Below are 25,607 nucleotides of genomic sequence, written 5' to 3'. Positions count from 1 at the left end.
CGCCGTCGCGGGTGACGCCGGGAGGATGAGCGCTCGTCAGCCGACGGCGGCCAGGTCGGTGAGCCGGGCCAGCGAATCCTCCAGGTCGGCGCCGACCCGACGCAGTCCGAGGCGCAGCATGGCCGCCTTGACCGGGCCGGCCGGCCAGCGGACCACGATGAGGCGCACTATGGTCCCGCCCTCCTCCTCGTCTCCGGTGAGCTGGACGTAGATCTCGGTGCGCGCCTCCGCCCGAGATCCAGCGCCCTTGGCCCGTTCCCGCCAGCCGATCAGCGTCGGCTCCTGGTAGGCGATCACCTCGGCCTCATGCGCCGAGCCGCGCCCCGCCTGGACCAGTTGTCGCCGCCCGAAGCCCTCTCCCGAGAGCACTTCGGCCGCGCGGACCCCGGCCAGCCAGGCCGGCAACTGCTCGGCCCGCTGCACGACATCCCAGACCACTTCAATTGGCGCCGCCACGTGCGCACTGCGTTCCACGAGGATCATTTCCGTCTTTCCTCCGGTGAGGACATCCCACGATATCGGCACTCTATGCGCTAAATCGGACTTACCTGGACGGGTTCGGAAAAAGACACGCCGATCAACCATTGCGGAATGCGCCAGGCCGGCCTATGGCGCATTCATCGAGAGCGCCCTAAAGTCCCGAGCACGTTTCACGTTGACCGGGAGGGCGCATGTCGACCGCACCGATGCCCCAGTTCCCCACCGGCTTCCGCTGGGGCGTCTCCACATCGGCCCACCAGATCGAGGGCGCCACCACAGCCGACGGCCGAGCTCCGTCCATCTGGGACACCTTCGCGCGCTCCCCCGGGCGGATCAGCGACGGCAGCAGCGGCGAGGTGGCCTGCGACCACTACCACCGGCACACCGAGGACGTGGCGCTGCTCGCCGGCCTGGGCGTCTCCGCGTACCGGTTCTCCATCGCCTGGCCCCGGGTCCAACCCACCGGCGCCGGCTCGGCCAACCCGGCCGGCCTGGACTTCTACGACCGCCTGGTGGACGAGTTGCTGGCCGCCGGCGTCGACCCGGTGGCGACCCTCTACCACTGGGACCTGCCGCAACCCCTCGAGGACGCCGGCGGCTGGCTGCACCGCGACACCGCCGCCCGGTTCGCCGAGTACGCCGAGAAGACCGCCGCCCGCCTCGGCGACCGGGTCCGGCTCTGGATCACCCTCAACGAGCCGTTCATCCACATGAGCCTCGGCTACGGCATGGGCGAGCACGCCCCGGGCCGGACGCTGCTGTTCGACGCCTTCCCGGTCGCCCACCACCAACTGCTCGGGCACGGGCTCGCGGTCGCCGCGCTGCGCGCCCACACCGCCAGCCCGGTGGCGATCGCCAACAACTACTCACCGGTGCGGGTGCTCGGCGACCGTGACGCCGACCGGGCCGCCGGGGCCGCGTACGAGACGCTGCACAACCGGCTCTTCACCGACCCGCTGCTCGGCCGCGGCTACCCGGAGCTGCCCGGCTTCGACCCCAGCGTCATCCACCCCGGTGACCTCGACACGATCGCCGCGCCGATCGACGTGCTCGGGGTCAACTACTACAACCCCACCGGGGTACGGGCGGCCGAGGAGGGTTCACCCCTGCCGTTCGACCTCGTGCCGCTGGACGGCTACCCGCGTACCGCCTTCGACTGGCCGGTGGCCCCCGACGGGCTGCGCGAGTTGCTCGGCTGGCTGCGCGACACCTACGGCGACGCACTGCCGCCCATCGAGATCACCGAGGGCGGCTGCGCGTACGACGACGCACCCGACGCCGACGGGCAGGTGGCGGACCCGGAGCGGATCGCGTACCTCGACGGGCACCTGCGAGCGGTCCGGGCCGCCATCGACGACGGGGTGGACGTCCGCGGGTACTTCGTCTGGTCGCTGCTGGACAACTGGGAGTGGGCCGAGGGGTTCACCAAGCGCTTCGGGCTGGTGCACGTCGACTACGCCACCCAGACCCGTACGCCGAAGTCGTCGTACACCTGGTTGCGCGACCTGATCGCGGCCAGCCGGCCGGGGTCGACGCGGTGACCACCCTCGACCCGACGCCGGCGTCGCTGCCGGCGGCGCTCGCCGAGCCGACGGTGCCGGTGCGGCGCGGCTGGATCGGTTTGATCTTCGCAGCCAACCTCGGCGTGTGGATGGCGTTCTTCACGCCCATCCAGGTGCTGCTGCCGCAGCAGATCGAGCAAATCGCGCCCGGCGACAAGGAGAACATGCTGGCCGTGGTCACCGGCCTCGGTGCGCTGGCAGCGGTGCTGGCCAACCCCCTGGCTGGCGCTTACTCCGACCGGACCTGCCTACGGATCGCCGGCCGCGAGTTCGGTCGTCGGCACGTCTGGACGGCGGGCGGGGCCCTGCTCGGCGCGGCGGCCCTGGTGCTGCTGGCCCAGCAACGGACCATCCTCGGGGTCGCCCTCGGCTGGGTCGCCGCGCAGGTCTGCTTCAACGCGATGCTGGCCAGCCTCAGTGCCGCCATCCCGGACCGGGTTCCGGTGACGCAGCGCGGCGGGGTCTCGGGTTGGGTGGGCATCCCGCAGGCGCTCGGGCTGGTGCTCGGCGCGGTGCTGGTCACCGCAGTGGTCACCGGCAACGCCGCCGGCTACCTCGCCATCGCCGTGGCCATCCTGCTGCTGTCGCTGCCGTTCGCGCTACTCACCCCCGACGAGCCGCTGCCGCGTACCCATCGGCCCGTGGTGCGCACGCGGGCGCTGCTGGCCTCGATGTGGATCAGCCCGCGTCGGCACCCGGACTTCGCCTGGGCCTGGATCACCCGGTTCCTGGTCCAGCTCGGCAACGCCCTGGGCACCCTCTACCTGCTGTACTTCCTCACCGACGGGGTGCGCCACCCCGACCCCGAGGGCGGCCTGCTGGTGCTGATCCTGCTCTACACGCTCGGGATGATGCTGACAGCTGTGGTCGCCGGCCGGATGTCCGACCGTTCCGGCCGCCGCAAGATCTACGTGATCGTCTCCGGGCTGATCATGGCGGTGGCGGCGCTGCTGCTCGCGGTCGCGCCGGTCTGGCCGATGGCCATCGTCGCGGCGCTGCTGCTCGGTGCCGGCTACGGCGTCTACCTCTCGGTGGACGCCGCGTTGATCACCCAGGTGCTGCCGAGGGCCACCGACCGGGCGAAGGATTTGGGCGTCATCAACATCGCCAACTCGGCGCCGCAGGTGCTCGGGCCGGCGCTCTCCGCCCCGCTCGTGGTGTACCTGGGCGGCTATCCCACGCTCTACGCGGTCACCGCAGTGGTCACCCTGCTCGGCAGCGCCCTGGTCGTCAAGATCCGCTCGGTGCCCTAGGGGGCGGTGGCGGAAAGCAGTCGCGTACCGCCGTAGGCTGGGGGACGTGACAGTACGTGTGCGATTCGCCCCTTCCCCGACCGGTATGTTCCACGTCGGCGGTGCCCGCTCGGCGCTGCAGAACTGGATCTACGCCAAGCAGCAGGGCGGCGTGTTCGTGCTGCGCATCGAGGACACCGACGCCGCGCGCAACAAGCCCGAGTGGACCGAGGGCATCCTCTCCGCGCTGGACTGGATCGGGATCTCCCGGGGCAGCTACGAGGGCCCGTACTTCCAGTCGGCGAACGCCGGTGAGCACCGGGCCGCCGCCGCGCGCCTGTACGACTCGGGCCGCGCCTACTACTGCGACTGCACCCGCGAGGACGTGCAGGCCCGCACCGGCTCGCAGTACCAGGGCTACGACGGCTACCACCGCGACCGTGGCCTGGGCCCCGGCCCGGGTCACGCCCTGCGCTTCCGTACGCCCGACGAGGGCACGACGGTGGTGGTCGACCTGATCCGCGGTGAGCCCACCTTCGAGAACAAGCTCATCGAGGACTTCGTCATCGCCCGGGGCGACGGCTCGCCGGTCTTCCTGCTGGCCAATGTCGTCGACGACATGACCATGGGGATCACCCACGTGATCCGGGCCGAGGAGCACCTGCCCAACACCCCCAAGCAGCAGCTGCTCTGGGAAGCCCTCGGGGTCAAGCCGCCGATCTGGGCGCACGTGCCGGTGGTGGTCAACGAGAAGCGGCAGAAGCTCTCCAAGCGCCGGGACAAGGTCGCCCTGGAGGCGTACCGCGACGAGGGCTACCTCGCCGGCGCGATGCGCAACTACCTCATGCTGCTCGGCTGGGCCCCCTCCGGCGACCGCGAAATCGTGCCCTGGTCGGTCATCGAGGACGAGTTCCGGCTGGACGAGGTCAACCTCTCCTCGGCGTTCTTCGACGAGAAGAAGCTGCGCGCGTTCAACGGCGAATACATTCGCGCGCTGCCGGTGGCCGAGTTCATCGATGCCTGCCAGCCGTGGCTGACCGGCACCGGGACCATCGCGCCGCCGCCGTGGCAGTCGGAGGAGTTCGACGCCGACGCGTTCGCCGCCGTGGCACCGCTGGCCCAGACGCGGATCGCTGTGCTCAGCGAGATCGTGCCGAACGTCGACTTTCTCTTCCTGGCCTCGCCGCTGATCGACGAGGCCGCCTGGACCAAGACGATGAAGGACGGCTCCGCCGAGCTGCTGGACGACGCCGTCGCGGCGTTCGAGGCGCTGGAGTCCTGGGACGCCGAGTCGTTGAAGTCGACGCTGGAGGCGGTCGGCGCCGAGCGGGGCCTCAAGCTCGGCAAGACGCAGGCGCCGGTACGTGTCGCTGTCACCGGCCGCACCGTGGGTCTGCCGCTGTTCGAGTCGCTGGAGGTGCTCGGTCGCGAGCGCACCCTGACCCGGATGCGCGCCGCCCGCCTGCGCCTGGTCTGACGGAGGACAAGGACAACCGCGCCGATCTTGCGGTTTCGGTTGTCGACATGGGTGGGATGCCCCTTGTGTCGGGACAGCAAGTGCAAGATCGCGGAGCGGAGCGGAGCGCAGTGCGCTCCGCTCCGCTGTCACTGGGCTCCGCGTCTGCGGCGGAACACTAGGCCGGCCCCTAGCGCGGCGAGGAGCAGCAGGCCGCCGAGCGCCCAGATCCACCAGCGACCGCCGGAGTCGGACTGCTCCGACGCCGCCGGCACTGTGGAGGCCGTCGAGTTGCCGGGTGTCGCCGACACGGGCCCGGCGGAGGGTACGCCGACGGCCGAGGGCGAACCGGTCGGGCTGGCGCTGGCGGCGGCGGCCGACGGCGAGGCGGACGGGTCGGCGGCGGTGCCGGTGGTGAGGGTGAACCGCACCTCGCCCTTCACCGGATGCCCGTCGGACGACGTGAGCTGGTAGCCGACGATGTAGAGCCCGGCGGCGGCCGGCTTGAACGGCACCCGCACCCGACTGCCGTCGAAGGCGGGAGTCCCGCCAGCGACCACATTGTCCGGTCCGGTTATTGTGATCTTCGTCGTAGTCGGCGACGGCTTGGCGAGGAACCGCAGCTCGACCCGGGCGGGTGCCGACGCCACGCGGGCGCCGTCGCGCGGGTTGCTGCCGGTCAGCTCGTTGTGGGCGGCGGCCGGTGTCGCCGGCACCAGGAACGACACACCGAACGCCACGCCGAGCACCACTGGCATGACCCGCACCGTACGTGTAACCCTGCCCCCCATGAACCCCTCCGTAAGGGTACGATCCGCCCGCTGATCAAACGGCTCCTCATTAGTCGAGCAGAGATCGCAGATAGTTCCAATTACTGTTCCGAATGCTGCAACGTATCGACGTTCTGCGGAGTCTGTAGGAGTGGACGCGACCATCTGGTCGATGCCGCACCGGCAGGTCGGTCCAGACGTCACGACGAAGCCATCCATCGAACGGGGCGAGGAGGCGGGATGGTCCGACACATGAGGCGGTTGGCCGCCGTGTTGGCGGGCACGCTGGCGGTGGCACTGCTGTCGCTTGGCACCGCCGGCTCGGCCTCGGCGGCGCCGAAGCCGGCACCCGCCGGAGTGGACATCACCGGCACTGGGCTGTCCGCGCCGCTGCGGTTGCACGCGGACAAGGATCCCGCTCTCGTGGGCGCGGTCATCGACCAGGTCAACTTCCTCGCTCGCACCGGCATGCCGACCGGTCCGAAGGCAGCCAACCTCGGTCCGAAGTACACCGTCGTGGTGCTCGCCGGCGAGACGCCGAAACAGACCTACGACCTCTATCCCAAGGCGATCGGCGGCCCCCGCGTCTTCCGGCCGGCGAAGCAGCCGGACGGCCGCAAGACCAGCGCCGGCTGGTTCCTGGGTCGGCTCAGCATGTCCGAGACCCTGCGCACCGCCGGTGTGCCGCTGGAGCGGCAGTTCGACACGGTCAGTGGCGGCGCGGGCGGCGGCGAGCGAGTCCTCCCGGAGGACACGCTCGACCCGGCGAAGGACCTCGACGAGGCGCTCGGCGACCTGCAGCGCCTGCTGCTGCTCAACGTCGGCGTGATGTTGACCATCACGGTCGGCCTCGCCGGGATCGCCCTGCTGATCCGCCGCCGCACTCGCTGAGCTGACGCACCCGCTGGCCCGACGCACTCGCTGACCAGCGGGGGCGTCGGCGGTGCTCAGCACCAGCGGCGCGGTGGGCGCTCCCGGCGGGTGGCCCGCGGCCGCGGTCGGACCGCGCCGTGCCGATGTGCCCCGGCCCAGCCGGGAAGTTCGCTGAGGCAACCAGCGGGAACGGCCAAGTCGGGCTCGGCGAGGCCGGCGGGCTCGGCAGAGCGCTGACGCGGCAGCACGGGCTCGTCATCGACGCGCCCGTGCAGTGGCTCCACCGGGTGCGATGGTGAGCCGCCGACCGGCCGGCGGTGCTTGCCAGCTGCCTGCGGGTCGTGGTGCCCCGGCCGGCAGGGCTCGCCCTGGGCGCAGCCGTTATCGGCCTCCCCGTGCGCCATCCCCGGTCTCCTCACGCTCGCCTCACCCTCGGGTGCTCTCCCCGAGGTGCCCTGTCACCGTACTGGCCGGGACCGACGGGCCGCGCGCAGCGTACCCGGGGTCCGGACCGGCCGGTCCTCGAAGACGCCGCTGAGCGCGGAAGCCGGTTACGCAGTTCACAGCTTCTTTTCGTGCCGTTCACCCGGCACGTCACGGCCGAGGGCGCACCCACGGTCGGGACGTGTCGGCGTACCCCTTTCGGCGCATGGCGGTGCGGTCGAGGTCCTCCCCCGGTGGGAGTTCGGCGGGCGACGGCTGTGGTGGGATCGGGGCATGCGTGCGCCACCATGGCTCGACTCCGGCACTCTCGGCCGCGACCTCGTGCTGGCCTGCGCCTCGCTGGCCGGTGGCCTGGTGCTGTACGCCCTGGGTTGGCAACCGCAGGTCCGTCCGGACGTGGAGGTGCCGTCGGCGCTGTTCCTGCCGCCGCTGGTGGCGGTCTGCGTCGCCGTCGGCCTACGGCGGGTCGCACCACGCGCCAGCCTGGCCGTGGGGACCGCCGCGCTGGCGGTGGACGCGGTGCTGGGAAGTTCGCTGGGCACGGTCCTGATCTACACGCAGGTGCTCTACGACGCCTGCGTGTACGGCCCGCCCTGGCTGTGGCGGTGGCTGCTGCGGATCACCGTGGCGCTGAGCCTGCTCGGGTTGGTCGTCGGCGTGCTCGGGTACGCGGCGCTCGGGGTGCTGGTGGTGCTCGCCGGGCTGCTGCCGGTCCTGACCGGCATCAGTGTGCGGCAGTACCGCGATCAGGCCGCCGCCGAGCGGGCGCGGGCCGAGCAGACCGCCCGGCTGGTCGAGTTGGATCGTCGGCAGGCGGTCAGCGCCGAACGGGCCCGGATGGCCCGGGAGCTGCACGACGTGGTCGCGAACCACCTCAGCGCGGTCGCCATCCACGCCACCGCCGTGCTCTCCGTGCCCGGGTTGGATCGCGGTCAGGTGGAGTCGGCGTTGCGGGTGATCCGGGAGAGCAGCGTGCAGGGCCTCGCCGAGATGCGTCAGATGATCGAGGTGCTGCGCGAGCCCGGGACCAGCGTCGACCCGGCCACGCCGGAGGTGGTCACCGCGCGGCTGGCCGAGGCGGACGGACTGGTCGAGCGGGTCCGGGCGGCCGGCCTCGCGGTGCGGGTCCGGACCGATGGCACACCGGGCGCGTTGCCGGTGGGAGTGGACCTCGCCGCGTACCGGATCGTGCAGGAGTCGCTGACGAACGCGCTCAAGCACGGTACGGGTGAGGCGGAGCTGACGATCGCGTACCGGCCGGCCGAGGTGGTACTGACCGTGGAGAATCCGGTGCGCCGGGGCGGGGCCGGGCTGCCGGGCGCCGGGGCCGGGCTGATCGGCATGCGGGAGCGGGCCACGCTGCTGGCCGGCCGGTTCACCGCCGGACCGCACGACGGCCGCTGGCAGGTGCGGGCGGCCCTGCCCACCGGGGAGGGCGGGTGAACGGGGCGGCGCGGCCACCTGACGACGCGGGCCCGGCGACGGTACGGGTGGTGCTCGCCGACGACCAGCCGGCGGTACGGGCCGGACTGGCCCTGATCCTGAACGGCTCACCGGGCGTCGAGGTGGTCGGCGAGGCGGCCGACGGCGACGCGGCGGTGCGCCTGTGCCGGGAGTTGCGCCCCGACGTGGCGGTGCTCGATGTGCGGATGCCGCACCGGGACGGGATCTCCGCGACCCGGGTGATAGTCAGCGACGGGCTCGCCGACGTGCTGGTGCTCACCACCTTCGACCTGGACGAGTACGTCTTCGGGGCGTTGCGGGCCGGCGCGGCCGGGTTCCTGCTCAAGGACACCGACGCCGACGGCCTGGTCAACGCGGTGCGGACGGTGGCCCGGGGCGACGGGTTCATCGCGCCCACTGTGACCCGCCGGTTGATCACCGCGTTCGCGGCCACCGCGCCGGGCGCGTCGGCGGACGCCCGGGCCGCGCTGGGCACCCTCACCCCACGTGAGCGTGACGTGCTGGCCTGCCTCGGGTTGGGTCTGTCGAACCAGCAGATCGCCGATCGGCTGGTGCTGGCGGAGAGCACCACCAAGACCCATGTGAGCCGGATCCTGGCGAAGCTGGACCTGCGCAGCCGGGTGCAGGCCGCGATCCTGGCCCAGGAGGTGGGCCTGCCCGCTCCCCCGCAGCCGTGAGACGGGCGCCGACTGTGGTCGGCGGACCGGTGCCGGCGTGGTTGGCCTGCTCCCGACGTGTCAGGCTAGGGCGGTGAGCACGCCGGGCGGTGGGGAGCTGTCGGCCACGCTGCGCCGGATCGAACGATCGGCGGGGGCGTTGGCCACCTCCAGCGTGGCCCGGATGGACGAGACGCTGCCCTGGTTCCGGGCGCTGCCGGCCGACCAGCGTTCCTGGGTCATGCTGGTCGCCCAGGCGGGCGCGAGGTCGCTGGTGCAGTGGCTGCGCGAGGGCGGCGGCACGGCGGACAGCACCCAGGAGGTCTCGGACGAGGTCTTCGCCGCCGCCCCGCAGGCGCTGGCCCGGTCGATCACCCTCCAGCAGACCGTGGCGTTGATCAAGGTGACGATCGACGTGGTCGAGGAGCAGGTGTCGCACCTGGCCGCCGAGGGCGAGGAGCAGCAGCTACGCGAGGCGGTGCTGCGCTTCTCCCGGGAGATCGCGTTCTCCGCCGCCCGGGTGTACGCGCGGGCCGCCGAGTCGCGCGGCGCCTGGGACGCCCGGTTGCAGGCGCTGCTGGTCGACGCGCTGTTGCGCGGTGACTCGCCGGACGTCCTGGCCAGTCGGGCCGCCGCGCTCGGTTGGGCTGATGCGCCGCCGGTGGCGGTGGCGGTCGGTCGGTCGCCCGGCGGCGAGGTCTCCGCGGTGCTGCACGTGGTCTACCGGCAGGCCCGCCGGATCGGCGTGGAGGTGATCGGCGGCGTCCACGGCGACCGCCTGGTGATCGTGCTGGGCGGCGCACCGGACCCGCTGACCGCCACGGCGAAGCTGCTGAGCGCGTTCGGGGACGGCCCGGTGGTGGTCGGTCCCGCCGTACCGAGCCTGGACGAGGCGACCGAGTCGGCGCGGGCCGCGCTGTCCGGCTTTCGGGCCGCGCCGGCCTGGCCCAGCGCGCCCCGGCCGGTGCCGGCCGCGGACCTGCTGCCGGAGCGGGCCCTCGCCGGCGACGCGGAGGCCCGTCGGCGGCTACGTCACGATGTGTACGCGACGCTGGTGCGCGCCGGCGGGGAACTGCTGGCGACCCTGGACGCCTTCCTGGCCGCCGGTGGCACACTGGAGAGCGCGGCTCGGGCCCTGTTCGTGCACCCGAACACTGTGCGTTACCGGTTGCGCCGGATCGCCGAGGTCACCGGGTTCTCGCCGCTGTCGCCGCGCGACGCGTTCGCCCTCCAGGTCGCGCTGACCGTGGGTCGGTTGGATCCGGTCGCCCCGCTCGCCTCGCCGGTCCCGACTCAGACAATGACCCCGGCAAACCGGAAATCCGCCCAAACTGAGGATGATCCCCGCCGATCTTTGTAGGAAACCTCCAAAGGTTCTAGTACGGTTTGGTCGAAGGCGGCACAGCGTTACCCGCCTTTATCCGGGAGAGTCATAGGCGTGCTCGCCGTACTTAGTCCCGGCCAGGGTTCTCAGAAACCCGGCTTCCTGACCCCCTGGCTCGACCTGACCGGCACCGAGGCGCGTCTGCGCGAGTGGTCGGCGTTGGCCGGGGTCGACCTGCTGCACCTGGGCACCGCCGCCGACGCCGACGAGATCAAGGACACCGCCCGCACCCAGCCGCTGCTGGTCGCCGCGGCGTTGCTCGCGGCCGAGCACCTGCCGCTGGACGGCGTCGGCCTCACCGCCGGCCACAGCGTCGGCGAGTTGGGTGCCGCCGCCCTGGCCGGTGTGCTGTCGGCCGACGCCGCGATCACCCTGGCCGGCGTACGCGGCCGGGAGATGGCCGCCGCGTGCGCGCTGGAGCCGACCGGAATGGCCGCGGTGCTCGGTGGTGACGCCGACGAGGTGATCGCCGCGATCGAGGCGAACGGGCTGTACCCGGCCAACCGCAACGGCGCCGGGCAGATCGTCGCCGCGGGCGCCCTGGACGGCCTCGACAAGCTCGCCGCCGCGCCGCCCGCCCGGACCCGGATCATCCGACTCCAGGTGGCCGGCGCGTTCCACACCCCGTACATGGCTCCGGCCGAGACCGCGCTCGCCGTGGAGGCCGCCGCGATCACCCCCGCCGACCCGGCCCGGACCCTGCTGTCGAACCTCGACGGCACCGCTGTCGACAACGGCGCGGCCATGGTGCAACGCCTCGTGCGTCAGGTCACCGCGCCGGTGCGCTGGGACCTGTGCATGCGTACGCTGGCCGACCTCGGGGTCACCGGCGTGATCGAGCTACCACCGGCCGGAACGCTCGCCGGCCTGGTCAAGCGGGAACTCAAGGGCGACGGCGCCCCGGAGATCGTCACCCTCAACACCCCGGACGACCTGCCGGCCGCACGGGACCTGATCGCCCGTATCGGAGGTCGTTCATGACTGGCAGTCGCATCGTCTCGATGGGGCACTACCAGCCCTCCCGGGTGGTGACCAACGACGACATCGCCCAGCTCGTCGACACCAACGACGAGTGGATTCGCGACCGGGTCGGCATCGTGAGCCGGCGGATCGCCGACAGTGAGACGGTCGCCGACATGGCCGCCGCCGCCGCCGGCAAGGCACTGGCCAACTCGGGCCTGACCGCCGCCGACATCGACCTGGTCGTGGTCGCCACCTGCTCCTCCATCGACCGCAGCCCCAACGTGGCCTGCCGGGTCGCCGCCAAGCTGGGCATCACCGCCCCTGGCGCGTTCGACCTCAACACCGCCTGCTCGGGCTTCGCGTACGCGCTGGGCACCGTCGACCACGCCATCCGGGCCGGGGCGTCGCGCAACGCGATCGTCATCGGCGCGGAGAAGCTGTCCGACTTCACCGACTGGACCGACCGCTCCACCTGCATCATCTTCGCGGACGGGGCCGGCGCCGCAGTGGTCTCCGCGACCGCCGACGACGAGCCGGCCGGAATCGGCCCGGTCGTCTGGGGTTCGGTGCCGGACAAGAGCGACGCCGTCCGCATCGAGGGTTGGCGCCCGTACATCCAGCAGGAGGGGCAGGCGGTGTTCCGCTGGGCCACCACCGCGATCGCGCCACTCGCGCTGCAGGCCTGCGAGCGGGCCGGGGTCGACCCGTCGGAGCTGGCCGCGTTCGTGCCGCACCAGGCCAACGCCCGGATCATCGACGGCATCGCCAAGCGGCTCAACATCCCCGACGCGATCATCGCGAAGGACATCGTCGAGTCCGGCAACACCTCCGCGGCGAGCGTGCCGCTGGCCCTGTCCAAGCTGGTCGAGCGCCGGGAGGTGCCCTCGGGCGCACCGGTGCTGCTGTTCGGCTTCGGCGGTGGCCTGACCTACGCCGGTCAGGTCGTCCGCTGCCCCTGATGACCCCCTCGGCGCGTACGCGTCCAGGAGTGGCGGTCGGCGACGCCGACCGCCGGAGAACCCCGATGAAAGGAACCAACCGCAATGACCCGTGACGAGATCACCACCGGCCTCGCCGAGATCCTCGAAGAGGTTGCCGGGGTGAACCCGGACGACGTGGCCGAGGGGAAGTCCTTCACCGACGACCTCGATGTCGACTCGCTCTCCATGGTTGAGGTAGTGGTCGCGGCCGAGGAGAAGTTCGGCGTCAAGATCCCGGACAACGAGGTGCAGAACCTCAAGACCGTCGGCGACGCTGTCAGCTACATCGCGGCGCAGTCCTGATCATGAGTCGTCCTGACGTCGTCGTCACCGGGCTCGGCGCGACGACCCCGCTTGGCGGGGACGTCGCGTCGACCTGGGACGCAATGCTCGCCGGCCGCTCCGGGGTGAGTGCCCTCACCCAGGAGTGGGCCGAGCAACTGCCGGTCCGGATCGCCGCCCAGTTGGCCGTGGAGCCGTCCGAGGTGCTGGACCGGGTCCGCCTGCGCCGCCTGGACCGTTCCGAGGCGATCGCGATCATCGCGGCGCAGCAGGCCTGGGCGGACGCCGGCCTCGCCGGCTCCGACCTCGACGGTGAGCGGTTGGCCGTCAGCGTCGGCTCCGGCATCGGCGGTGCCACCACCCTGCTCGCCCAGGACGACATCCTGGAGGCGTCCGGGCCACGGCGGGTCTCCCCGCACACCATCCCGATGCTGATGCCGAACGGTCCGGCCGCCTGGGTCGGGTTGGAGCTGGGCGCAAAGGCCGGCGTGCACTCGGTGGCCAGCGCCTGCGCCACCGGCGCCGAGGCGATCGCCCTCGGCCTGGACATCATCCGCTCCGGCCGGGCCGACGTGGTGGTGGCCGGCGGCACCGAGGCGGTCATCCACCCGCTGCCGATCGCCGGCTTCAGCTCGATGCGGGCCATGTCGACCCGCAACGACGACCCGGAGCGGGCCTCCCGCCCGTGGGACCGGGGCCGGGACGGCTTCGTCCTCGGCGAGGGCGCCGGCATCGTGGTGCTGGAGCGGGCCGAGCACGCCGCGGCCCGGGGCGCCCGGGTGTACGCGCGCCTCGCCGGCGCCGGCATCACCTCCGACGCTTACGACATCGTGCAGCCGCACGCCGAGGGTGAGGGCGCCATCCGGGCCATCGCCAAGGCGATCGCCGACGCGGACGTGGCGAAGCGGGACATCGTGCACGTCAACGCGCACGCCACCTCGACCCCGATCGGGGACATGCTGGAGATCGGCGGGCTGCACAAGGCGCTCGGCGACCACCCGGTGCTGTCCGCGACGAAGTCGATGACCGGTCACCTGCTCGGTGCGGCCGGTGCGCTGGAGTCGATCGCCACCATCCTGGCGATCCGCGACAGTGTCGTCCCTCCGACGATCAACCTCGACGACCCGGACCCAGGCCTCACCCTGGATGTCGCCGCGCACAAGGCCCGCCACATGGAGATCCCGGCCGCGTTGAACAACGCGTTCGGCTTCGGCGGCCACAACGTGGCGCTCGTCTTCGCTCGTCCCTGAGATCCTCCGCAAGGGCCCCTCCTCTCGTCGAGGAGGGGCCCTTGCGTCGTTCAGCCTCGGTTACGGGGGTGCTGCTTCGCGGTGCGCTCGTTGCCGTGGCGGTAGTTGCCCGTCCAGCGGGCCATCACCAACTGCGGGTCGTCGTCGACCTCGGCCAGGAACTCCGCGGCCCGAGCGCCGCGCAGCGTGCCGGCGACCCGGCCGTGGTGGGTTATCACCACTGTGCCGTCCGCCCGTTGCTCGTGCCGGAATCCTGCTGCCGCTCCCATGGGGTGAGGCTGTCAGACCGACCGGCGCGGGGGCGACCCGATTTCCGTCGGGCGGGCACACGATCCCCGATTGACGTCGAGAGACCGCACGGCTTAGATGGGCCGACTGAAGATCGACTGACGGGGATCACCACAATGGACACTCGTGCCCGCGTCGCCGTGTCGGCGGCGCTCACCCTCGGCCTGCTGGCCGGCTGCGACGACGCCGCCACTCCCGCCGGGCCGGCGGCCGGCGGCCCGGCCCCGCAGGCCACGGGCGAGCCCTGGTACGACGAGGTGGCCGCGGCGTCGCCCGGCGGCACCACCGGCGGCGCGAGTTCCCCCTGCCCGATACCGGTGTCGTTTCCGCTGGCCGACGGGTGGACGGCGAAGGCGATCGAGCCTCCCAAGGGCGAGCTTGCCGAGCTGGTCGGCGAGGCGCTCACCAAGCGCGGCGGCACCACAGTGCGCTGCGAGGTGGACGGCCGCTCGGCCGGCGGCGGATTCCTGCGGATCTGGGCGGCGGACTCACCGACTGTCACCCGGCGCGCCGCGCTGGAGAGTTTCGCCACCGGGGCCGAGGAGAAGATCGCCGGCCAACAGTTCCGCGACCTCCGCGCCGGCGGCTTCGAGGCCACCGAGATGACCTGGCTCGCCACCAACGCGCTGGCCGAGGAGGAGTCGCGGCACTGGGCGCTGGCCGTCCAGTCGGCGGGGCAGACGCTGGTTATCGCCGTCAACGAGGGGCTGATCACCGAGCGGACCGACGTGCTGCCGGCCTACCGGCTCGCGGTGCGAGGGCTCGCGAAGAGCGAGTGAGGCGGGCGCAGAGCCGTCCGCGCCCGGCCGGTCAGGTGCGGCAGGTCGTCGCGGGCAGTCCGGGAACGGCCACCGGGGACCGGCCACCCGGTCGGGCCTTGCCGGCGATCACCGCGGCCAGGGCGGTCATCGACGCCCGGCTGGAGGAGTACGTCGCCAGCAGCGTCGGTGACTTCGCGTCGGCCAACACGTACGGGGTGTCCATGGCGACAGTGACCGCCGCGTCGGGGCTCAGGTCCTTGGCGCCGTCGCCGTAGCCCACGAGGTGCACTATCGTGCCGCCGCTGGGCTTGACCTGCACCCCGGCGGCGGTCAGCGCGGCGGTGAGGGTAGCCCGGGTGCCGTCCCGACCGCCGGACGTGGTGACGGTGACCGGCCCGCGTACCGCTCCGCCGCAGGCGCCCCGCAGCACTGTGACGGCGGCGGCGGCCAGCGCGTCGGCCGCCGCCCGGTGCGCCGGGGTGTTGAGCGTGGACATCTGCGCCGCCGGCAGCTCCGCGAGCCGGAACTTCATGGTCAGCACCCGCGTGACCGCCTCGACCAGCCGGGTCCGGGGCAGCGATCCACCGCGCAGCGCGGCGAGAAGCCCGTCGTACGCCTGACCGACGTTCGGGGTCATCAGGATGAGGTCGTTGCCGGCGTTGAGCGCCCGGACCGCCGCCTCGCCGGGAGCCCAGCGCTTCGCGGGCGGCATGTTCATCCCGTCGGTGATCACCACGCCCTTGAAGCCGAGTTGGCCGCGCAGCACATCGGTGAGCAGCTTGTGCGAGAACGTCGCCGGGGTCCCCGGGTCAATCGCGCGCGCGTCCAGGTGACCGGACATCACTGCCATCGCGCCCGCGTCGATCCCGGCGCTGAACGGCGGCCAGGCACCGCTCTGCAACGCCGCGGCGGACTGGGTGAGCACCGGAAGGTCCTGGTGGGAGTCGTCGGCGCTGTGGCCGTGCCCGGGGAAGTGCTTCAGGGTGGCCGCGACCCCAACCGCCTGGAGGCCACGGACCGCGCCGCCCACCTGCGCGGCGGCCTGCTTCGGGTCGGCGCCGTACGACCGGGAGCCGATCACTGTGCTGCGGGTGGCCAGCACGTCGGCCACCGGGGCGAAGTCAATGTTGATGCCCATCGCGGCCAACTCGGCGCCGGCGGCCCGCCAGGCGGCCTCGGTGAGCTTCGGGTCACCGGCCGCGCCGGCCGCGAGGGCGCTGGGCAGCACTGTGACCCCGTCGGTCACGCGGGTGACGACGCCGTACTCCTGGTCGGTGCCGATCAGCAGCGGCGCGGAACCGGCGGCGAGCCGACCGGCGGCGGTACGCAGCCCGGTGGTGAGCTCGTGCACCTGCTTGGGGTTGTCGACGTTCGTGGTCTCCTGGTTGCCCTTGGTCGGGTCGTCGGCGCTGAAGCCGACCAGGATCAGGCCGCCCAGTCGGTACTTGGCGATCATGTCGGCGGGGGTGTCGACCCCGGCGAGGGCCTGGTTACCGGCCGCCGAGCCGGCGGAGACCTTCGTCGCCGAGTCGCCATAGGCGTACGGCATCAACACCTGGCCGACCAGGTCTTCGTCGGACAACGTCGCCACCAGCGCGGCAGCGCGGCTGGCGGGGTCGCTGGCCGGCGGCGCGGCCGGGACGCTCGGGCCCGCGGACGTGCCGGCCGGGCTGGGCGTCGGTGTGGGGCGCTCCGGGTCACCTGAGCAGCCGGAGACGAGCAGGGCGGTCAGGGCGGCGACAGCGACACTGGCGCGCCACGGGCGATTCGACACGCCGCCCATCCCACCAGCTTCTCCCTTATCGGGGCAACTTGACCTTACCGGTCGTCACCAGCGCGACGGCGTACGGCCAGCGGCACGCCGGCCGGTTCAGCCGACCCGGGTGAGCAAGGTCACCGGGGCACCGTCGCCGGCGTACCGGTAGGGCTCCAGGTCAGCGTCCCACGCCGTGCCGAGCGCCTTGTCCAGGGCGTGCGCCAGCGCCTCGGGGGCACGGGAGGCCGCCATCAGCGCCCGAAGTCGGTCCTCGCCGAGCTGGATGTCGCCGGCCACGCCGACAGTTGCCCGGAACAGGCCACGGGCTGGCACGTACATGAAGCGCTCACCGTCGGCGCCGGGACTCGGCTCCTCGGTGACCTCGAAACGGATCATGGGCCACTGCCGTAGGGCAGCAGCCAGCTCGGCGCCCGTCCCCGGACGACCGGTCCACCCGCACTCGGCCCGGCGTGCGCCGGGGTCGACGGGCTGAGCCGTCCACTGCAGGTTGACCGGCGCGGCTAGGACGCGCGCGATCGCCCACTCGACGTGTGAGCACACGGCGAGCGGGGTCGAGTGGACGTATACGACGCCACGGTTTGGCACGGTGACCTCCCGGAGAGCGAGGTGCGTCTTCCCCTACGACCTCGTCCACCCAGATGGCTGCTGCAACACATGATGACTCCTGTGACGCGTGGTGCGCCAGGGAATCGGAAAAAACGCCGGGTGGAATAGCCGGACGGGTGGTCGCCGTTGCCTCTCAGGACACCGCGACGACCAGCGTGATGTCGTGGTCCTGTACAGTTCCACCGGCGGCTTATGCCGCGTTACACCTTCGCGGGTCGAGTCACGTACGACCCGCACACAGCCCCCGGACGTCCAGTCCTCCCGTACGTCTTGCAAGGAGTACCTCCGTGGCGAGCAACACCTCTAAGACCGCGCGCGCGTCCGTCCGGGCCGGCCAGGCTGGCCAGGGTGGCGCCCTCAGCGTGCTGGGCGAGTTCAAGTACCTCATCCCGCTCAACGGCGGCAAGCACGCCTACGTGCGGAACCTGACCAACGGCAAGACCGCGCACCTGCGCACGGACTCCGACGCCTTCGTCGAGGAGATCCGCGTTCTGGCCGCCGCCGGCCACGCCGCCAAGATCCGGGCGGAGATCAACAACCTGGCTGCCACCCACCCGGGTGACGGCTGGGAGGCCACCGAGAAGCGCCTGGTCGCGGCCGGCGTCTTCGAGGGCTGAGCCCTCCCCCACAGCACCAACTGAACCGCCCGCCGGGACTTCCCGGCGGGCGGTTTGGCGTGTCCGGGGGGCGGGTCAGCCCGGATCGAGCAGGGCGACCTCGCCGGTAGCCAGGTCGTAGAGGCCGCCGACCACCGCCACCCGGCCGGCGGCCACCGGCCCGGCCAGCAGATCGTCCTCGCGCAGGGTGCGCACAGTGCGCCGGACGTGCCGTCGGATCGCCAGCGGCTGCACCGCCGGATCGTCGAGCCCCGCCTCGGTCACCGCCGGGGCGATCTCGTCCACCAGGTGCGCCAGCGACCCGCCGGGACGCTGCCCGGTGCGCAGCGCCTCCACCGTGGCCTGCACCGCGCCGCACCGCTCGTGGCCGAGGACCATCACCAGTGGTACGCCGAGCTGGCCGACCACGTACTCGATCGAGCCGCAGACCGCGCGATCGAGCACGTGCCCCCCGGTACGGATCACGCAGATCGCGCCGAAGGTCTGGTCGAAGATCGCCTCCAGCGGCACCCGGGAGTCGATGCAGCCCAGCACCACTGCGTACGGCTGCTGGTCGCCGGAGGCCGCGGCGGCGGCCGTGACGTCGTGTCCGTGCACCGGCTGGCCGCTGACGAACCGCCGATTGCCGGCGAGCAGATCGGCCAGCGCGGCGCGGGGCGTACCGCCGGCCTGCCGCCCCTGCCCCGACGTCGCGCCCATGGGCGCTCCCGACGACCCCATGCCGTTCAGCTTGGCCCGCCGCCGTCCGGTACGGGCGAGGTCGGGAATGTTCGCCACGGCGCGATTGGCGTGGTCTCATGGCGGGTAGCCGGTGTTACCGCCGGGTATCCCGGTGCTGGTGGTACTGGGCGGCCCTGGGGAGGTGGCGATGCCGGAGCGGTTCGAGGTCGGTCTGCCGGACGACGTACGGCTCAACGTCGAGGCGACGGGACCGACGGACGCCCAGGTCACCGCCATCCTGCTGCACGGCTGGACGCTGGACGGGCGCGCCTGGCACCGGCAGGTCGACGCGCTCACCGCACCGCCGTTCGGCGACGCGGTACGGGTGGTCGCCTACGATGCGCGGGGGCACGGCCGGTCCAGCTGCATGGCGCTGCCCACGGCCACCCTGGCCCAGTTGGGTGACGACCTCGCCGCGGTGATCGACGCGGTCGCGCCGACCGGCCCGGTGGTGCTGGTCGGGCACTCGATGGGCGGCATGACGATCATGGAGTACGCCCACCGCCACCCCGCGCACTTCGCCGCCCGCACCGCCGGCCTGGTCTTCGTCTCGACCACCGCCGAGGGGCACACGCACACCGTCTACGGGCTTTCGCCGCGGATCGCCCGGTTGATCCGGCTGGCCGAGACGACCGGCGCGGGCGTGCTGGCCCGGTGTGGCTCGTGGCGCGCGCCCCGGGCACTGCTGAACGCGCTGCAACCGAGCATCCGGTGGATGCTCTTCGGTGACCGCTGCGAACCGGCCGACATCCGCCTGGTGACGTCCGCTGTGGCTCGGGCCTCGCTGCGCTCGATCGGCGGGTTCCGCGCCTCCATCGGCACCCAGCACCGACTGGACACCCTCGCCGCGTTGGCCCACCTGCCGGCTGCCGCCCTGGTCGGCGACCGGGACCGGCTGACCCCACCTCCGTGCGCCGAGTCGATCGCGGCCGCCCTGCCGGCCACCGAGCTGACCGTCTGTCCGGGCGCCGGGCACATGCTGATGATGGAACGGCCGGAGGAGGTGAACACCGCGCTCAGCGGCGTGCTGCGGCGGGTGCTCGCCGAATCGCCGCCGGCCCGCAGTGGCGCGATCCCCGCCGAGGCGGGTGCCTGAGTACGTTCGCGCACCTCGGGCGCGGCGGGTCGGGCCCAGGGCCGTACTCTTCTCGGTTGGCCCGCGCGGTTCCCGCCGCCTGCCGGCGACCTCTGAAGGAGCGTGCGTTGACCGACCAGACCGGCCTGGAGCAGGAGATCGCCGTCGAGCAACGACACCTCGACCGGGTGTACGCCCGACTGGTCGAGCTGCGGCAGTCGGCCGTCCGCGCCGAGCGTGACGGTTACCGGATGGCCCGGGTGGGCACGCACGGCTCCCTGGTCGAGCGCGACGCGATGGTCTTCCACGCGGCGCAGCGGCGGCACACCCTGGACGCCGAGCACGAGGGGCTGGTCTTCGGCCGGCTGGACCTGCGCGACCGTCAGGTGCTGCACGTCGGGCGACTGGGGATCCGCGACGAGAACGCCGTCACGCTTGTCGTCGACTGGCGCGCGCCGGCCGCCGCCGCCTTCTACCAGGCCACCCCGGCGCAGCCGCTGGACGTGGTGCGGCGCCGCACCATCCAGTCCCGCGCCGAGCGGGTCACCCGGATCGAGGACGACCTGCTCGACCCGACGGCAGCCCCGGAGGGCATGACCGTCGTCGGTGACGGCGCATTGCTGGCCACCCTCTCCAAGGCCACCGGCCGGGGCATGCGCGACATCGTGGCGACCATCCAGCGGGAGCAGGACGAGGCGATCCGTTCGCCCGGCTCCGGGGTGACGATCGTCGCGGGCGGCCCCGGCACCGGCAAGACCGCTGTCGCCCTGCACCGGGCCGCGTTCCTGCTGTATTCCGACCGCAGCCGCTACGCCGGCGGCGGCATCCTGGTGGTCGGCCCGTCGTCGGTCTTCGTCGAGTACATCGGCTCCGTGCTGCCGTCGCTCGGTGAGGACGCCGCGACCCTGCACTCGCTGGGCACCCTCTTCCCTGGGATGACCGCCACCCGCCCCGACCCGCCCGAGGTGGCGGCGGTGAAGGGCTCACTGCGGATGCGCCGGGTGCTGGAGCGGGCGGCCCGCGACGCGGTGCCGGGCGGCCCGGGTGAGCTGCGGCTGCTCTACCGCGGCACGCTGCTGCGGCTGGACCGGGCCGCGCTGGACCGGATCCGGGACCGCGCGCTGCAACGCGGCGCACGACGCAACGAGGTGCGCCGGGCCGGTTTCGACGGGGTGTTCGCCGCGCTCTGGGCGCAGGCCCGTGAGCTGAGCAGCGGTCGGCTGCCGGAGCAACCGGCCTTCGAGGCGGAGATCGCCGAGCGGGCGGAGTTCCGGGAGTTCCTCAAGGCCTGGTGGCCTCGGCTGCACCCCCGGCACGTGCTCGGCTGGTTGGCGCAGCCGGATCGACTGCGCCGGTACGCCGGGGGGATCCTCTCCTCGGCGGAGATCCGGCTGCTCAACGCCGCGTACCGGAACCTGGACTCGGCCGGGCTGACCATCGCCGACGTGGCGCTGCTCGACGAGTTGGACGCGCTGCTCGGTAAGCCCGCGCAGCCAGCCCGCGCGCGACGCGATCCGTTCCAGCTCGCCGGCGGCGTCCGCGAGCTGAGCACCCTCGGTGAACGGCAGCGGGCGGCCCGCGCGGCGGCCCGGGAGCGTCCGGAGGACTACCGGGAGTACGCGCACGTGGTGGTGGACGAGGCGCAGGACGTCTCGCCGATGCAGTGGCGGATGATCGGTCGACGCGGCCGACTGGCCTCCTGGACAGTTGTGGGCGATCCCGCGCAGACCGCGTGGACCGGCGATCCGGAGGAGCTGACCCGAGCCCGCGACCAGGCGCTGGGCCGGCGCAAGCGACACGACTTCACGCTCACCACCAACTACCGCAACTCGGCGGAGATCTTCGCGGTGGCGGCGGCGGAGATCCGCCGGCTCTACCCGGACCTGCCACTGCCGACCGCCGTGCGCTCCACCGGCGTCGAGCCGATCGAGCTGGTGGTGCCCGCGACGGGGTTGGAGACCGCGACAGTGGAGGCCGCCGCCGGCCTGCTGGCCGAGGTGGAAGGCACGGTCGGGGTGATCACGCCGGTCCCCCGCCGGGACGAGGTCGCCGGTTGGCTCGGCGCGCTCAGCGCGCCGAGGTTGCAGGTGGTGACCAGCCTCGAGGCCAAGGGCATGGAGTACGACGGAGTGGTGCTGGTCGCCCCGAGCGAGATCCGGGCGGATCCGGGCGCCGGGGTGCGCACCCTGTACGTGGCGCTTTCCCGGGCCACCCAGCGGCTCACCACCATCGACCCGACCGGCTGACAGGTGCGGACTGCCGCCAGCGGGAGGGCGCCGCCCGCACACTTGCACACATTGCGATGTGAACATATATTTGACCGGGTCCCGACCAGCGGCGGAAGGTGGTTCTCGTGGGCGCAGGTCATGACCACCACCATGGGTCCGTCGCCAATGCCGCACACCAGCACCGAGGTCGACTCTGGGCGGCATTCGGGCTGCTCGCCACCCTGATGGTGGTCGAGGCGGTGGTCGCCCTGCACACCGGCTCGCTCGCCCTGCTCTCCGACGCCGGGCACATGTTCACCGACGTGCTCGGCATCGGGATGGCCCTCGCCGCCATCACGGCGACCCGGCGGGCCACCGGCGACCCGCAGCGCACCTTCGGGCTCTATCGACTCGAGGTGCTCGCCGCGCTGGCCAACGCCGTCCTGCTCTCCGGCGTCGCCATCTACGTGGTGATCGAGGCGATCCGCCGTTTCGGCGACCCGCACCAGGTCATCGCCGGCCCGATGCTCGCGGTGGCAGTGCTCGGCCTGCTCGCGAACATCGCCGCCTTCGCGCTGCTGCGCGCCGGTGCCCGCGAGAGCATCAACCTCCAGGGCGCTTACCTGGAGGTGCTCGGTGACCTGCTCGGCTCGCTCGGCGTCATCGGCGCGGCGCTGCTCATCACCGTCACCGACTGGTGGTGGGCCGACCCCCTGGTAGCGGTCGCCATCGGCGTGTTCATCCTGCCGCGCACCTGGCGGCTGGCCCGCGCCGCCATCCGCATCCTGGTGCAGGCCGCCCCGGAGCACCTCCAGGTGACCGCCGTGCACGACCGGCTGGCCGCCGTCCCCGGTGTCGTCGAGGTGCACGACCTGCACGTCTGGACGCTCACCTCGGGCATGGAGGTGGCCTCCGCTCACCTGACCATGGCACCCGGCGCGGAGGTCGGTGCGGTGCTCACCGCGGCGCGTACGGCCCTGCACGACGACTTCCGCATCGAGCACGCGACGTTGCAGATCGAGCCCGGCGCCGCCTCCGGAGCGTGTGGCTCCATCGAGTGGTGAGTGCGGCTTCGGAGCATTCCTCGACTTTCGTCGTAATTTTCCGTGGTGACGCACGCACCGTCCGTCACATTGGCTGCAGCGGCCCCATCGGCACCGGTAGGCTCGGTCCCGGCCTCCACCAGGCGGCGCCCTCCCGGCGCCGGTGGTGGTCGCCGCCTAATCGCCCAGCTGGGCGAACCGGGGAACCATGTTCCTGGGGTGCATCCGCGTCAGCGGTAGGGATCTTCCGTCCCGAACCCGTCAGCTAACCCGGTCGGCGGCTGACGGAAGGACATGCGCAGTGGCACCAGCACGACCACCCGCCGCCCGACTGGCGGCCCTGATCGTCGCGATGTTCGCCCTCGGCGTCGCGCTTCCGGCCGGCACCGCCTCGGCCGCTCCCCCGACCGGCCAGCGGGCCGCCGCACCCGACTCCGACGAGGAGGGCGGCACCCCGGCTTTGCGCGCCCAACTCGAGGCGGCCAGCAAGGGCTACCTGGATGCGAAGCGCGCCCTGGACACCTCGGTGCAACGGCAGAAGCAACTCGCCACCCAGCTGAAGACCATTGAGGTCGAGATCGACCAGCGCAACGGCAAGGTCGGCGAGATCGCCGAAGTGGCCTACCGCACCGGTCGGCTCGGTGCGATGTCGGCGCTGCTCAACAGCAACACTCCGGAAGGCTTCATGGACCGGGCGGCCGCGCTTGACGCTGTGGCGGCCAACGAGGACCGGGTGCTGCGCGACCTGCTGAACAGCAAGGACAAGGCCAACCGCACCCGGGTCGCCCTGGACGGCGAGATCAACGAACAGCGCAAGCAGGTCGCGGTGATGGCCAAGCGCAAGGACCAGGCCGAACGGGCCCTGACCGTGGCCACCACACCCAAGCCGCAGACCACCGCCGACACCGACTCCAACCGGGGCACCTCCAGCGCCAACGCGACGGCCGCGCCGCGCAACTCGGACGGCTCCTGGCCCTCCGAGTCGTGCAGCGTCAACGACCCCACCCCGGCCAGCGGCTGCATCACCCCACGCACCCTGCACGCGCTCAACCAGGCCAAGGCCGCGGGCTTCACCCGGTACGTCTCGTGCCACCGCCCCAGCGGCTCCGGTGAACACCCGAAGGGCCGGGCGTGCGACTTCGCGGCGCAGAAGGGCGGCTTCGGCGGGAACGCCACCGGCGGCGACAAGACGTACGGCAACAACCTGGCGGCGTACTTCATCCGCAACGCGGACCGGCTCGCCGTGCTCTACGTGATCTGGTACAGGCAGATCTGGCTGCCCAGCAGCGGGTGGAAGTCGTACAGCGGGGCGCACGGCACCCCGTCCACCGACCACACCAACCACGTACACCTGTCGGTCTACTGACCCACGCGTCGTGATGCCTGTGAGCCGTCGTGATGACTCACAGGCATCACGTGCGTCCGGGCCCGGCTACGTCGCCGGGCGTACCCCTGATGTCGTCGCTCGTCGGACGACCCGGCCGCGGTCGGCGGGCAGCATCGCGGTATGCCTCGGATCCGACCCACCACCCGCAAGGCGCTGCTCACCCTGCACCTCGTCACCTCACTCGGCTGGCTCGGCACCGACCTGGTGCTGCTCACCCTCGGCATCGCCGTGCAGCGGGGCGCCGACCCGGCTGTGGTCTATCCGGTCACGGCCCTGGTCGGCACGGTGCTGTTCGCGCCGCTGAGCGTCCTGGTCTGGCTGATCGGAGTCGCCAGCTCGCTGCTCACCCCGTGGGGCCTGCTGCGCCACCGCTGGGTGCTGGTCAAGCTCGTGCTCACCACTGTGATGGTCGGACTGGTGCTGTTCCTGCTCACCCCGAACCTGCGCCACGCCGGAGTGGTCGGCGCTGCCCTGCCCGCACGGGATCGCGCCGACCTGGTCATCGCGCCGGCGGTGTCGACCAGCCTCATGATCATCGCGACGGTGCTGTCCACCTACAAGCCGTGGGGCCGCCGTCCCGCCCCCCGCCCAACCCGCCCGCGATCTCCCCTCCCCCATCCCGTCGATCATGGAGTAATGGTGCCTGGTTCAGACCGATAAACGAACTTCGTCGCCCACCACAACTCCATGATCGGCGAGCAAGGGCGAGGCTGGGCACGTGAGCCGGCGGGGCGGGTCAGGCCGGGTTTGGGGGGGTGCTGGTGCGGTCTAGGGCCGTGCCCAGGCGGGTGGCTAGGGCCAGGTGGGCGGCTTGGGCCTGGCGGAACGCGTACCGGAACAGTGGCGTCGGCGCGGTCAGGGTGATCTCGACGTCGATGCGGACCAGGCCGTCCGGTTCGGCGCGTAGTCGGGTGTGGTTGCGCACTGTGGTGGCCGGCCACTGACGGGCGACCATGACGATCTCGTCGGCCTCGCTGATCAGCACGTCCGCGTGGTAGGTGGTCCGGAAGCGCAGCGGACCGGCCGCCAACTGGTCGTTGATCGTGTAGCTGGCCTGGGCGCCGGGTCGGGGCGGCACCCGGCGGACCCGGACGATCAGCGGATGCAGCTCGCCCTGCCGGGTCAGGTCGCTGAGCAACGCCGCCGCCTCGGCGGGTGAGCACCGGGCCTGGACGGTGTAGCTGAAGGTATCGCTGCTGAGCACACCGTCTCCTGCCGTCGTTGGTCGCCCGATCGTCCCGTACCGATGTCTGGCTGGCAACGCCCCACGTCCCCTCAGCGCCGCGCCGGACCGGGCAGATGCGGCGACCTGTCACCCCCTGCGCCATTA

26 protein-coding genes and 1 riboswitch are annotated in these 25,607 nt (G+C 72.3%); of the genes, 18 read left to right on the top strand and 8 right to left on the bottom strand.

From position 1 onward, the window contains the following. Positions 1-36: 36 nt before the first annotated feature. A complete protein-coding gene (locus tag ACLJOK_RS01340; protein WP_210783445.1) occupies positions 37-483 on the bottom strand; it encodes an SRPBCC family protein in 447 nt (148 codons plus the stop codon). A gap of 188 nt (positions 484-671) precedes the next feature. Here ACLJOK_RS01340 and ACLJOK_RS01335 point away from each other — a divergent pair, with 188 nt between their 5' ends. Genes ACLJOK_RS01335 through gltX form a run of 3 tightly spaced genes read left to right on the top strand, consistent with a single transcriptional unit; the run spans position 672 to position 4,751 of the window. Next, entirely contained in the window at positions 672-2,021 is a 1,350-nt protein-coding gene (locus tag ACLJOK_RS01335; RefSeq protein WP_410815615.1) for a GH1 family beta-glucosidase, read from the top strand. Further along, entirely contained in the window at positions 2,018-3,295 is a 1,278-nt protein-coding gene (locus tag ACLJOK_RS01330) for an MFS transporter (RefSeq protein WP_410815613.1), read from the top strand. Before ACLJOK_RS01335 ends, ACLJOK_RS01330 begins: the two co-directional genes overlap by 4 nt. 46 nt (positions 3,296-3,341) lie before the next feature. Next, the gene (gene gltX, locus ACLJOK_RS01325; RefSeq protein ID WP_410815612.1) at positions 3,342-4,751 is read left to right on the top strand and encodes a glutamate--tRNA ligase; all 1,410 of its coding nucleotides are present in this window, start codon (positions 3,342-3,344) and stop codon (positions 4,749-4,751) included. Positions 4,752-4,879: 128 nt separating this feature from the next. Here gltX and ACLJOK_RS01320 read toward each other — a convergent pair whose 3' ends face one another. Next, positions 4,880-5,488, bottom strand: a complete 609-nt coding sequence (locus ACLJOK_RS01320) for a copper resistance protein CopC (RefSeq protein ID WP_410815610.1) — start codon at positions 5,486-5,488, stop codon at positions 4,880-4,882. 252 nt (positions 5,489-5,740) lie between these two features. Between ACLJOK_RS01320 and ACLJOK_RS01315 the strand changes: the two genes are divergently transcribed. Beyond that, on the top strand, positions 5,741-6,391 hold the full coding sequence (locus ACLJOK_RS01315; RefSeq protein WP_410815609.1) for a hypothetical protein: 651 nt from the start codon (positions 5,741-5,743) through the stop codon (positions 6,389-6,391). 56 nt (positions 6,392-6,447) lie between these two features. Here the strand turns inward: ACLJOK_RS01315 and ACLJOK_RS01310 are convergent, their stop codons facing one another. Beyond that, positions 6,448-6,777 carry a hypothetical protein gene (locus ACLJOK_RS01310; RefSeq protein WP_410815607.1) on the bottom strand — a complete coding sequence of 110 codons (330 nt, stop codon included), beginning with the start codon at positions 6,775-6,777 and terminating at the stop codon, positions 6,448-6,450. Between the two features lie 313 nt (positions 6,778-7,090). Between ACLJOK_RS01310 and ACLJOK_RS01305 the strand changes: the two genes are divergently transcribed. The 7 genes from ACLJOK_RS01305 to fabF all read left to right on the top strand — a co-directional run bounded on the left by ACLJOK_RS01305 (position 7,091) and on the right by fabF (position 13,796). Continuing rightward, the gene (locus ACLJOK_RS01305; RefSeq protein ID WP_410815605.1) at positions 7,091-8,260 is read left to right on the top strand and encodes a sensor histidine kinase; all 1,170 of its coding nucleotides are present in this window, start codon (positions 7,091-7,093) and stop codon (positions 8,258-8,260) included. Then, positions 8,257-8,958 carry a response regulator gene (locus tag ACLJOK_RS01300; protein ID WP_410815604.1) on the top strand — a complete coding sequence of 234 codons (702 nt, stop codon included), beginning with the start codon at positions 8,257-8,259 and terminating at the stop codon, positions 8,956-8,958. Before ACLJOK_RS01305 ends, ACLJOK_RS01300 begins: the two co-directional genes overlap by 4 nt. Positions 8,959-8,995: 37 nt before the next feature. After that, the gene (locus ACLJOK_RS01295; RefSeq protein ID WP_410815602.1) at positions 8,996-10,297 is read left to right on the top strand and encodes a PucR family transcriptional regulator; all 1,302 of its coding nucleotides are present in this window, start codon (positions 8,996-8,998) and stop codon (positions 10,295-10,297) included. Between the two features lie 78 nt (positions 10,298-10,375). Continuing rightward, positions 10,376-11,302, top strand: coding sequence for an ACP S-malonyltransferase (locus tag ACLJOK_RS01290; RefSeq protein ID WP_410815601.1), 927 nt, complete (start codon positions 10,376-10,378; stop codon positions 11,300-11,302). Then, positions 11,299-12,243, top strand: coding sequence for a beta-ketoacyl-ACP synthase III (locus ACLJOK_RS01285; protein WP_238680308.1), 945 nt, complete (start codon positions 11,299-11,301; stop codon positions 12,241-12,243). Before ACLJOK_RS01290 ends, ACLJOK_RS01285 begins: the two co-directional genes overlap by 4 nt. Positions 12,244-12,327: 84 nt before the next feature. Then, positions 12,328-12,567 (top strand): acyl carrier protein, encoded by a 240-nt coding sequence (locus tag ACLJOK_RS01280; RefSeq protein WP_030330276.1) that lies wholly within the window; start codon positions 12,328-12,330, stop codon positions 12,565-12,567. 2 nt (positions 12,568-12,569) lie between these two features. Then, the gene (fabF, locus tag ACLJOK_RS01275; protein WP_091409277.1) at positions 12,570-13,796 is read left to right on the top strand and encodes a beta-ketoacyl-ACP synthase II; all 1,227 of its coding nucleotides are present in this window, start codon (positions 12,570-12,572) and stop codon (positions 13,794-13,796) included. Positions 13,797-13,846: 50 nt separating this feature from the next. On the opposite strand, the gene ACLJOK_RS01270 is transcribed toward fabF, so the two are convergent. Beyond that, positions 13,847-14,065: a hypothetical protein gene (locus ACLJOK_RS01270; RefSeq protein WP_238687213.1), complete on the bottom strand. Its 219-nt coding sequence runs from the start codon at positions 14,063-14,065 to the stop codon at positions 13,847-13,849. A gap of 135 nt (positions 14,066-14,200) precedes the next feature. Between ACLJOK_RS01270 and ACLJOK_RS01265 the strand changes: the two genes are divergently transcribed. Then, a complete protein-coding gene (locus tag ACLJOK_RS01265) occupies positions 14,201-14,863 on the top strand; it encodes a lipoprotein (RefSeq protein WP_410815599.1) in 663 nt (220 codons plus the stop codon). Between the two features lie 31 nt (positions 14,864-14,894). Here the strand turns inward: ACLJOK_RS01265 and ACLJOK_RS01260 are convergent, their stop codons facing one another. Together ACLJOK_RS01260 and ACLJOK_RS01255 are read right to left on the bottom strand one after the other, a co-directional pair. Beyond that, positions 14,895-16,628 carry a glycoside hydrolase family 3 protein gene (locus tag ACLJOK_RS01260; protein WP_410815598.1) on the bottom strand — a complete coding sequence of 578 codons (1,734 nt, stop codon included), beginning with the start codon at positions 16,626-16,628 and terminating at the stop codon, positions 14,895-14,897. Between the two features lie 87 nt (positions 16,629-16,715). Then, positions 16,716-17,207, bottom strand: coding sequence for a DUF3145 domain-containing protein (locus ACLJOK_RS01255; RefSeq protein ID WP_355383102.1), 492 nt, complete (start codon positions 17,205-17,207; stop codon positions 16,716-16,718). A gap of 308 nt (positions 17,208-17,515) precedes the next feature. On the opposite strand from ACLJOK_RS01255, the gene ACLJOK_RS01250 reads away from it, so the two are divergent. Next, the gene (locus tag ACLJOK_RS01250; protein ID WP_030330285.1) at positions 17,516-17,845 is read left to right on the top strand and encodes a hypothetical protein; all 330 of its coding nucleotides are present in this window, start codon (positions 17,516-17,518) and stop codon (positions 17,843-17,845) included. A 75-nt stretch (positions 17,846-17,920) separates the two neighbouring features. On the opposite strand, the gene ACLJOK_RS01245 is transcribed toward ACLJOK_RS01250, so the two are convergent. Next, positions 17,921-18,622: a carbonic anhydrase gene (locus ACLJOK_RS01245; protein WP_410815596.1), complete on the bottom strand. Its 702-nt coding sequence runs from the start codon at positions 18,620-18,622 to the stop codon at positions 17,921-17,923. A 91-nt stretch (positions 18,623-18,713) separates the two neighbouring features. Between ACLJOK_RS01245 and ACLJOK_RS01240 the strand changes: the two genes are divergently transcribed. The 5 genes from ACLJOK_RS01240 (at position 18,714) to ACLJOK_RS01220 (ending at position 24,937) form a co-directional block, all read left to right on the top strand. Then, a complete protein-coding gene (locus tag ACLJOK_RS01240) occupies positions 18,714-19,661 on the top strand; it encodes an alpha/beta fold hydrolase (RefSeq protein ID WP_410815595.1) in 948 nt (315 codons plus the stop codon). Positions 19,662-19,768: 107 nt separating this feature from the next. Further along, a complete protein-coding gene (locus ACLJOK_RS01235) occupies positions 19,769-21,886 on the top strand; it encodes a HelD family protein (protein WP_410815593.1) in 2,118 nt (705 codons plus the stop codon). A 107-nt stretch (positions 21,887-21,993) separates the two neighbouring features. Next, the gene (locus tag ACLJOK_RS01230) at positions 21,994-22,911 is read left to right on the top strand and encodes a cation diffusion facilitator family transporter (RefSeq protein WP_238670076.1); all 918 of its coding nucleotides are present in this window, start codon (positions 21,994-21,996) and stop codon (positions 22,909-22,911) included. Between the two features lie 143 nt (positions 22,912-23,054). After that, positions 23,055-23,186: riboswitch (cyclic di-AMP (ydaO/yuaA leader) on the top strand. 5 nt (positions 23,187-23,191) lie between these two features. Further along, complete coding sequence (locus ACLJOK_RS01225) at positions 23,192-24,256, top strand: coiled-coil domain-containing protein (RefSeq protein WP_410815591.1); 1,065 nt, start codon at positions 23,192-23,194, stop codon at positions 24,254-24,256. Between the two features lie 141 nt (positions 24,257-24,397). Then, the gene (locus ACLJOK_RS01220; RefSeq protein ID WP_410815590.1) at positions 24,398-24,937 is read left to right on the top strand and encodes a hypothetical protein; all 540 of its coding nucleotides are present in this window, start codon (positions 24,398-24,400) and stop codon (positions 24,935-24,937) included. A 76-nt stretch (positions 24,938-25,013) separates the two neighbouring features. Here the strand turns inward: ACLJOK_RS01220 and ACLJOK_RS01215 are convergent, their stop codons facing one another. After that, entirely contained in the window at positions 25,014-25,481 is a 468-nt protein-coding gene (locus ACLJOK_RS01215) for an SRPBCC family protein (protein ID WP_410815589.1), read from the bottom strand. Positions 25,482-25,607: the final 126 nt, after the last annotated feature.

Source organism: Micromonospora sp. 050-3, assembly GCF_046549335.1.
Lineage (GTDB): Bacteria > Actinomycetota > Actinomycetes > Mycobacteriales > Micromonosporaceae > Micromonospora > Micromonospora trifolii.
The sequence above is the reverse complement of the archived record's forward strand: the minus strand, read 5'-3'. Positions and strand labels throughout refer to the sequence as shown.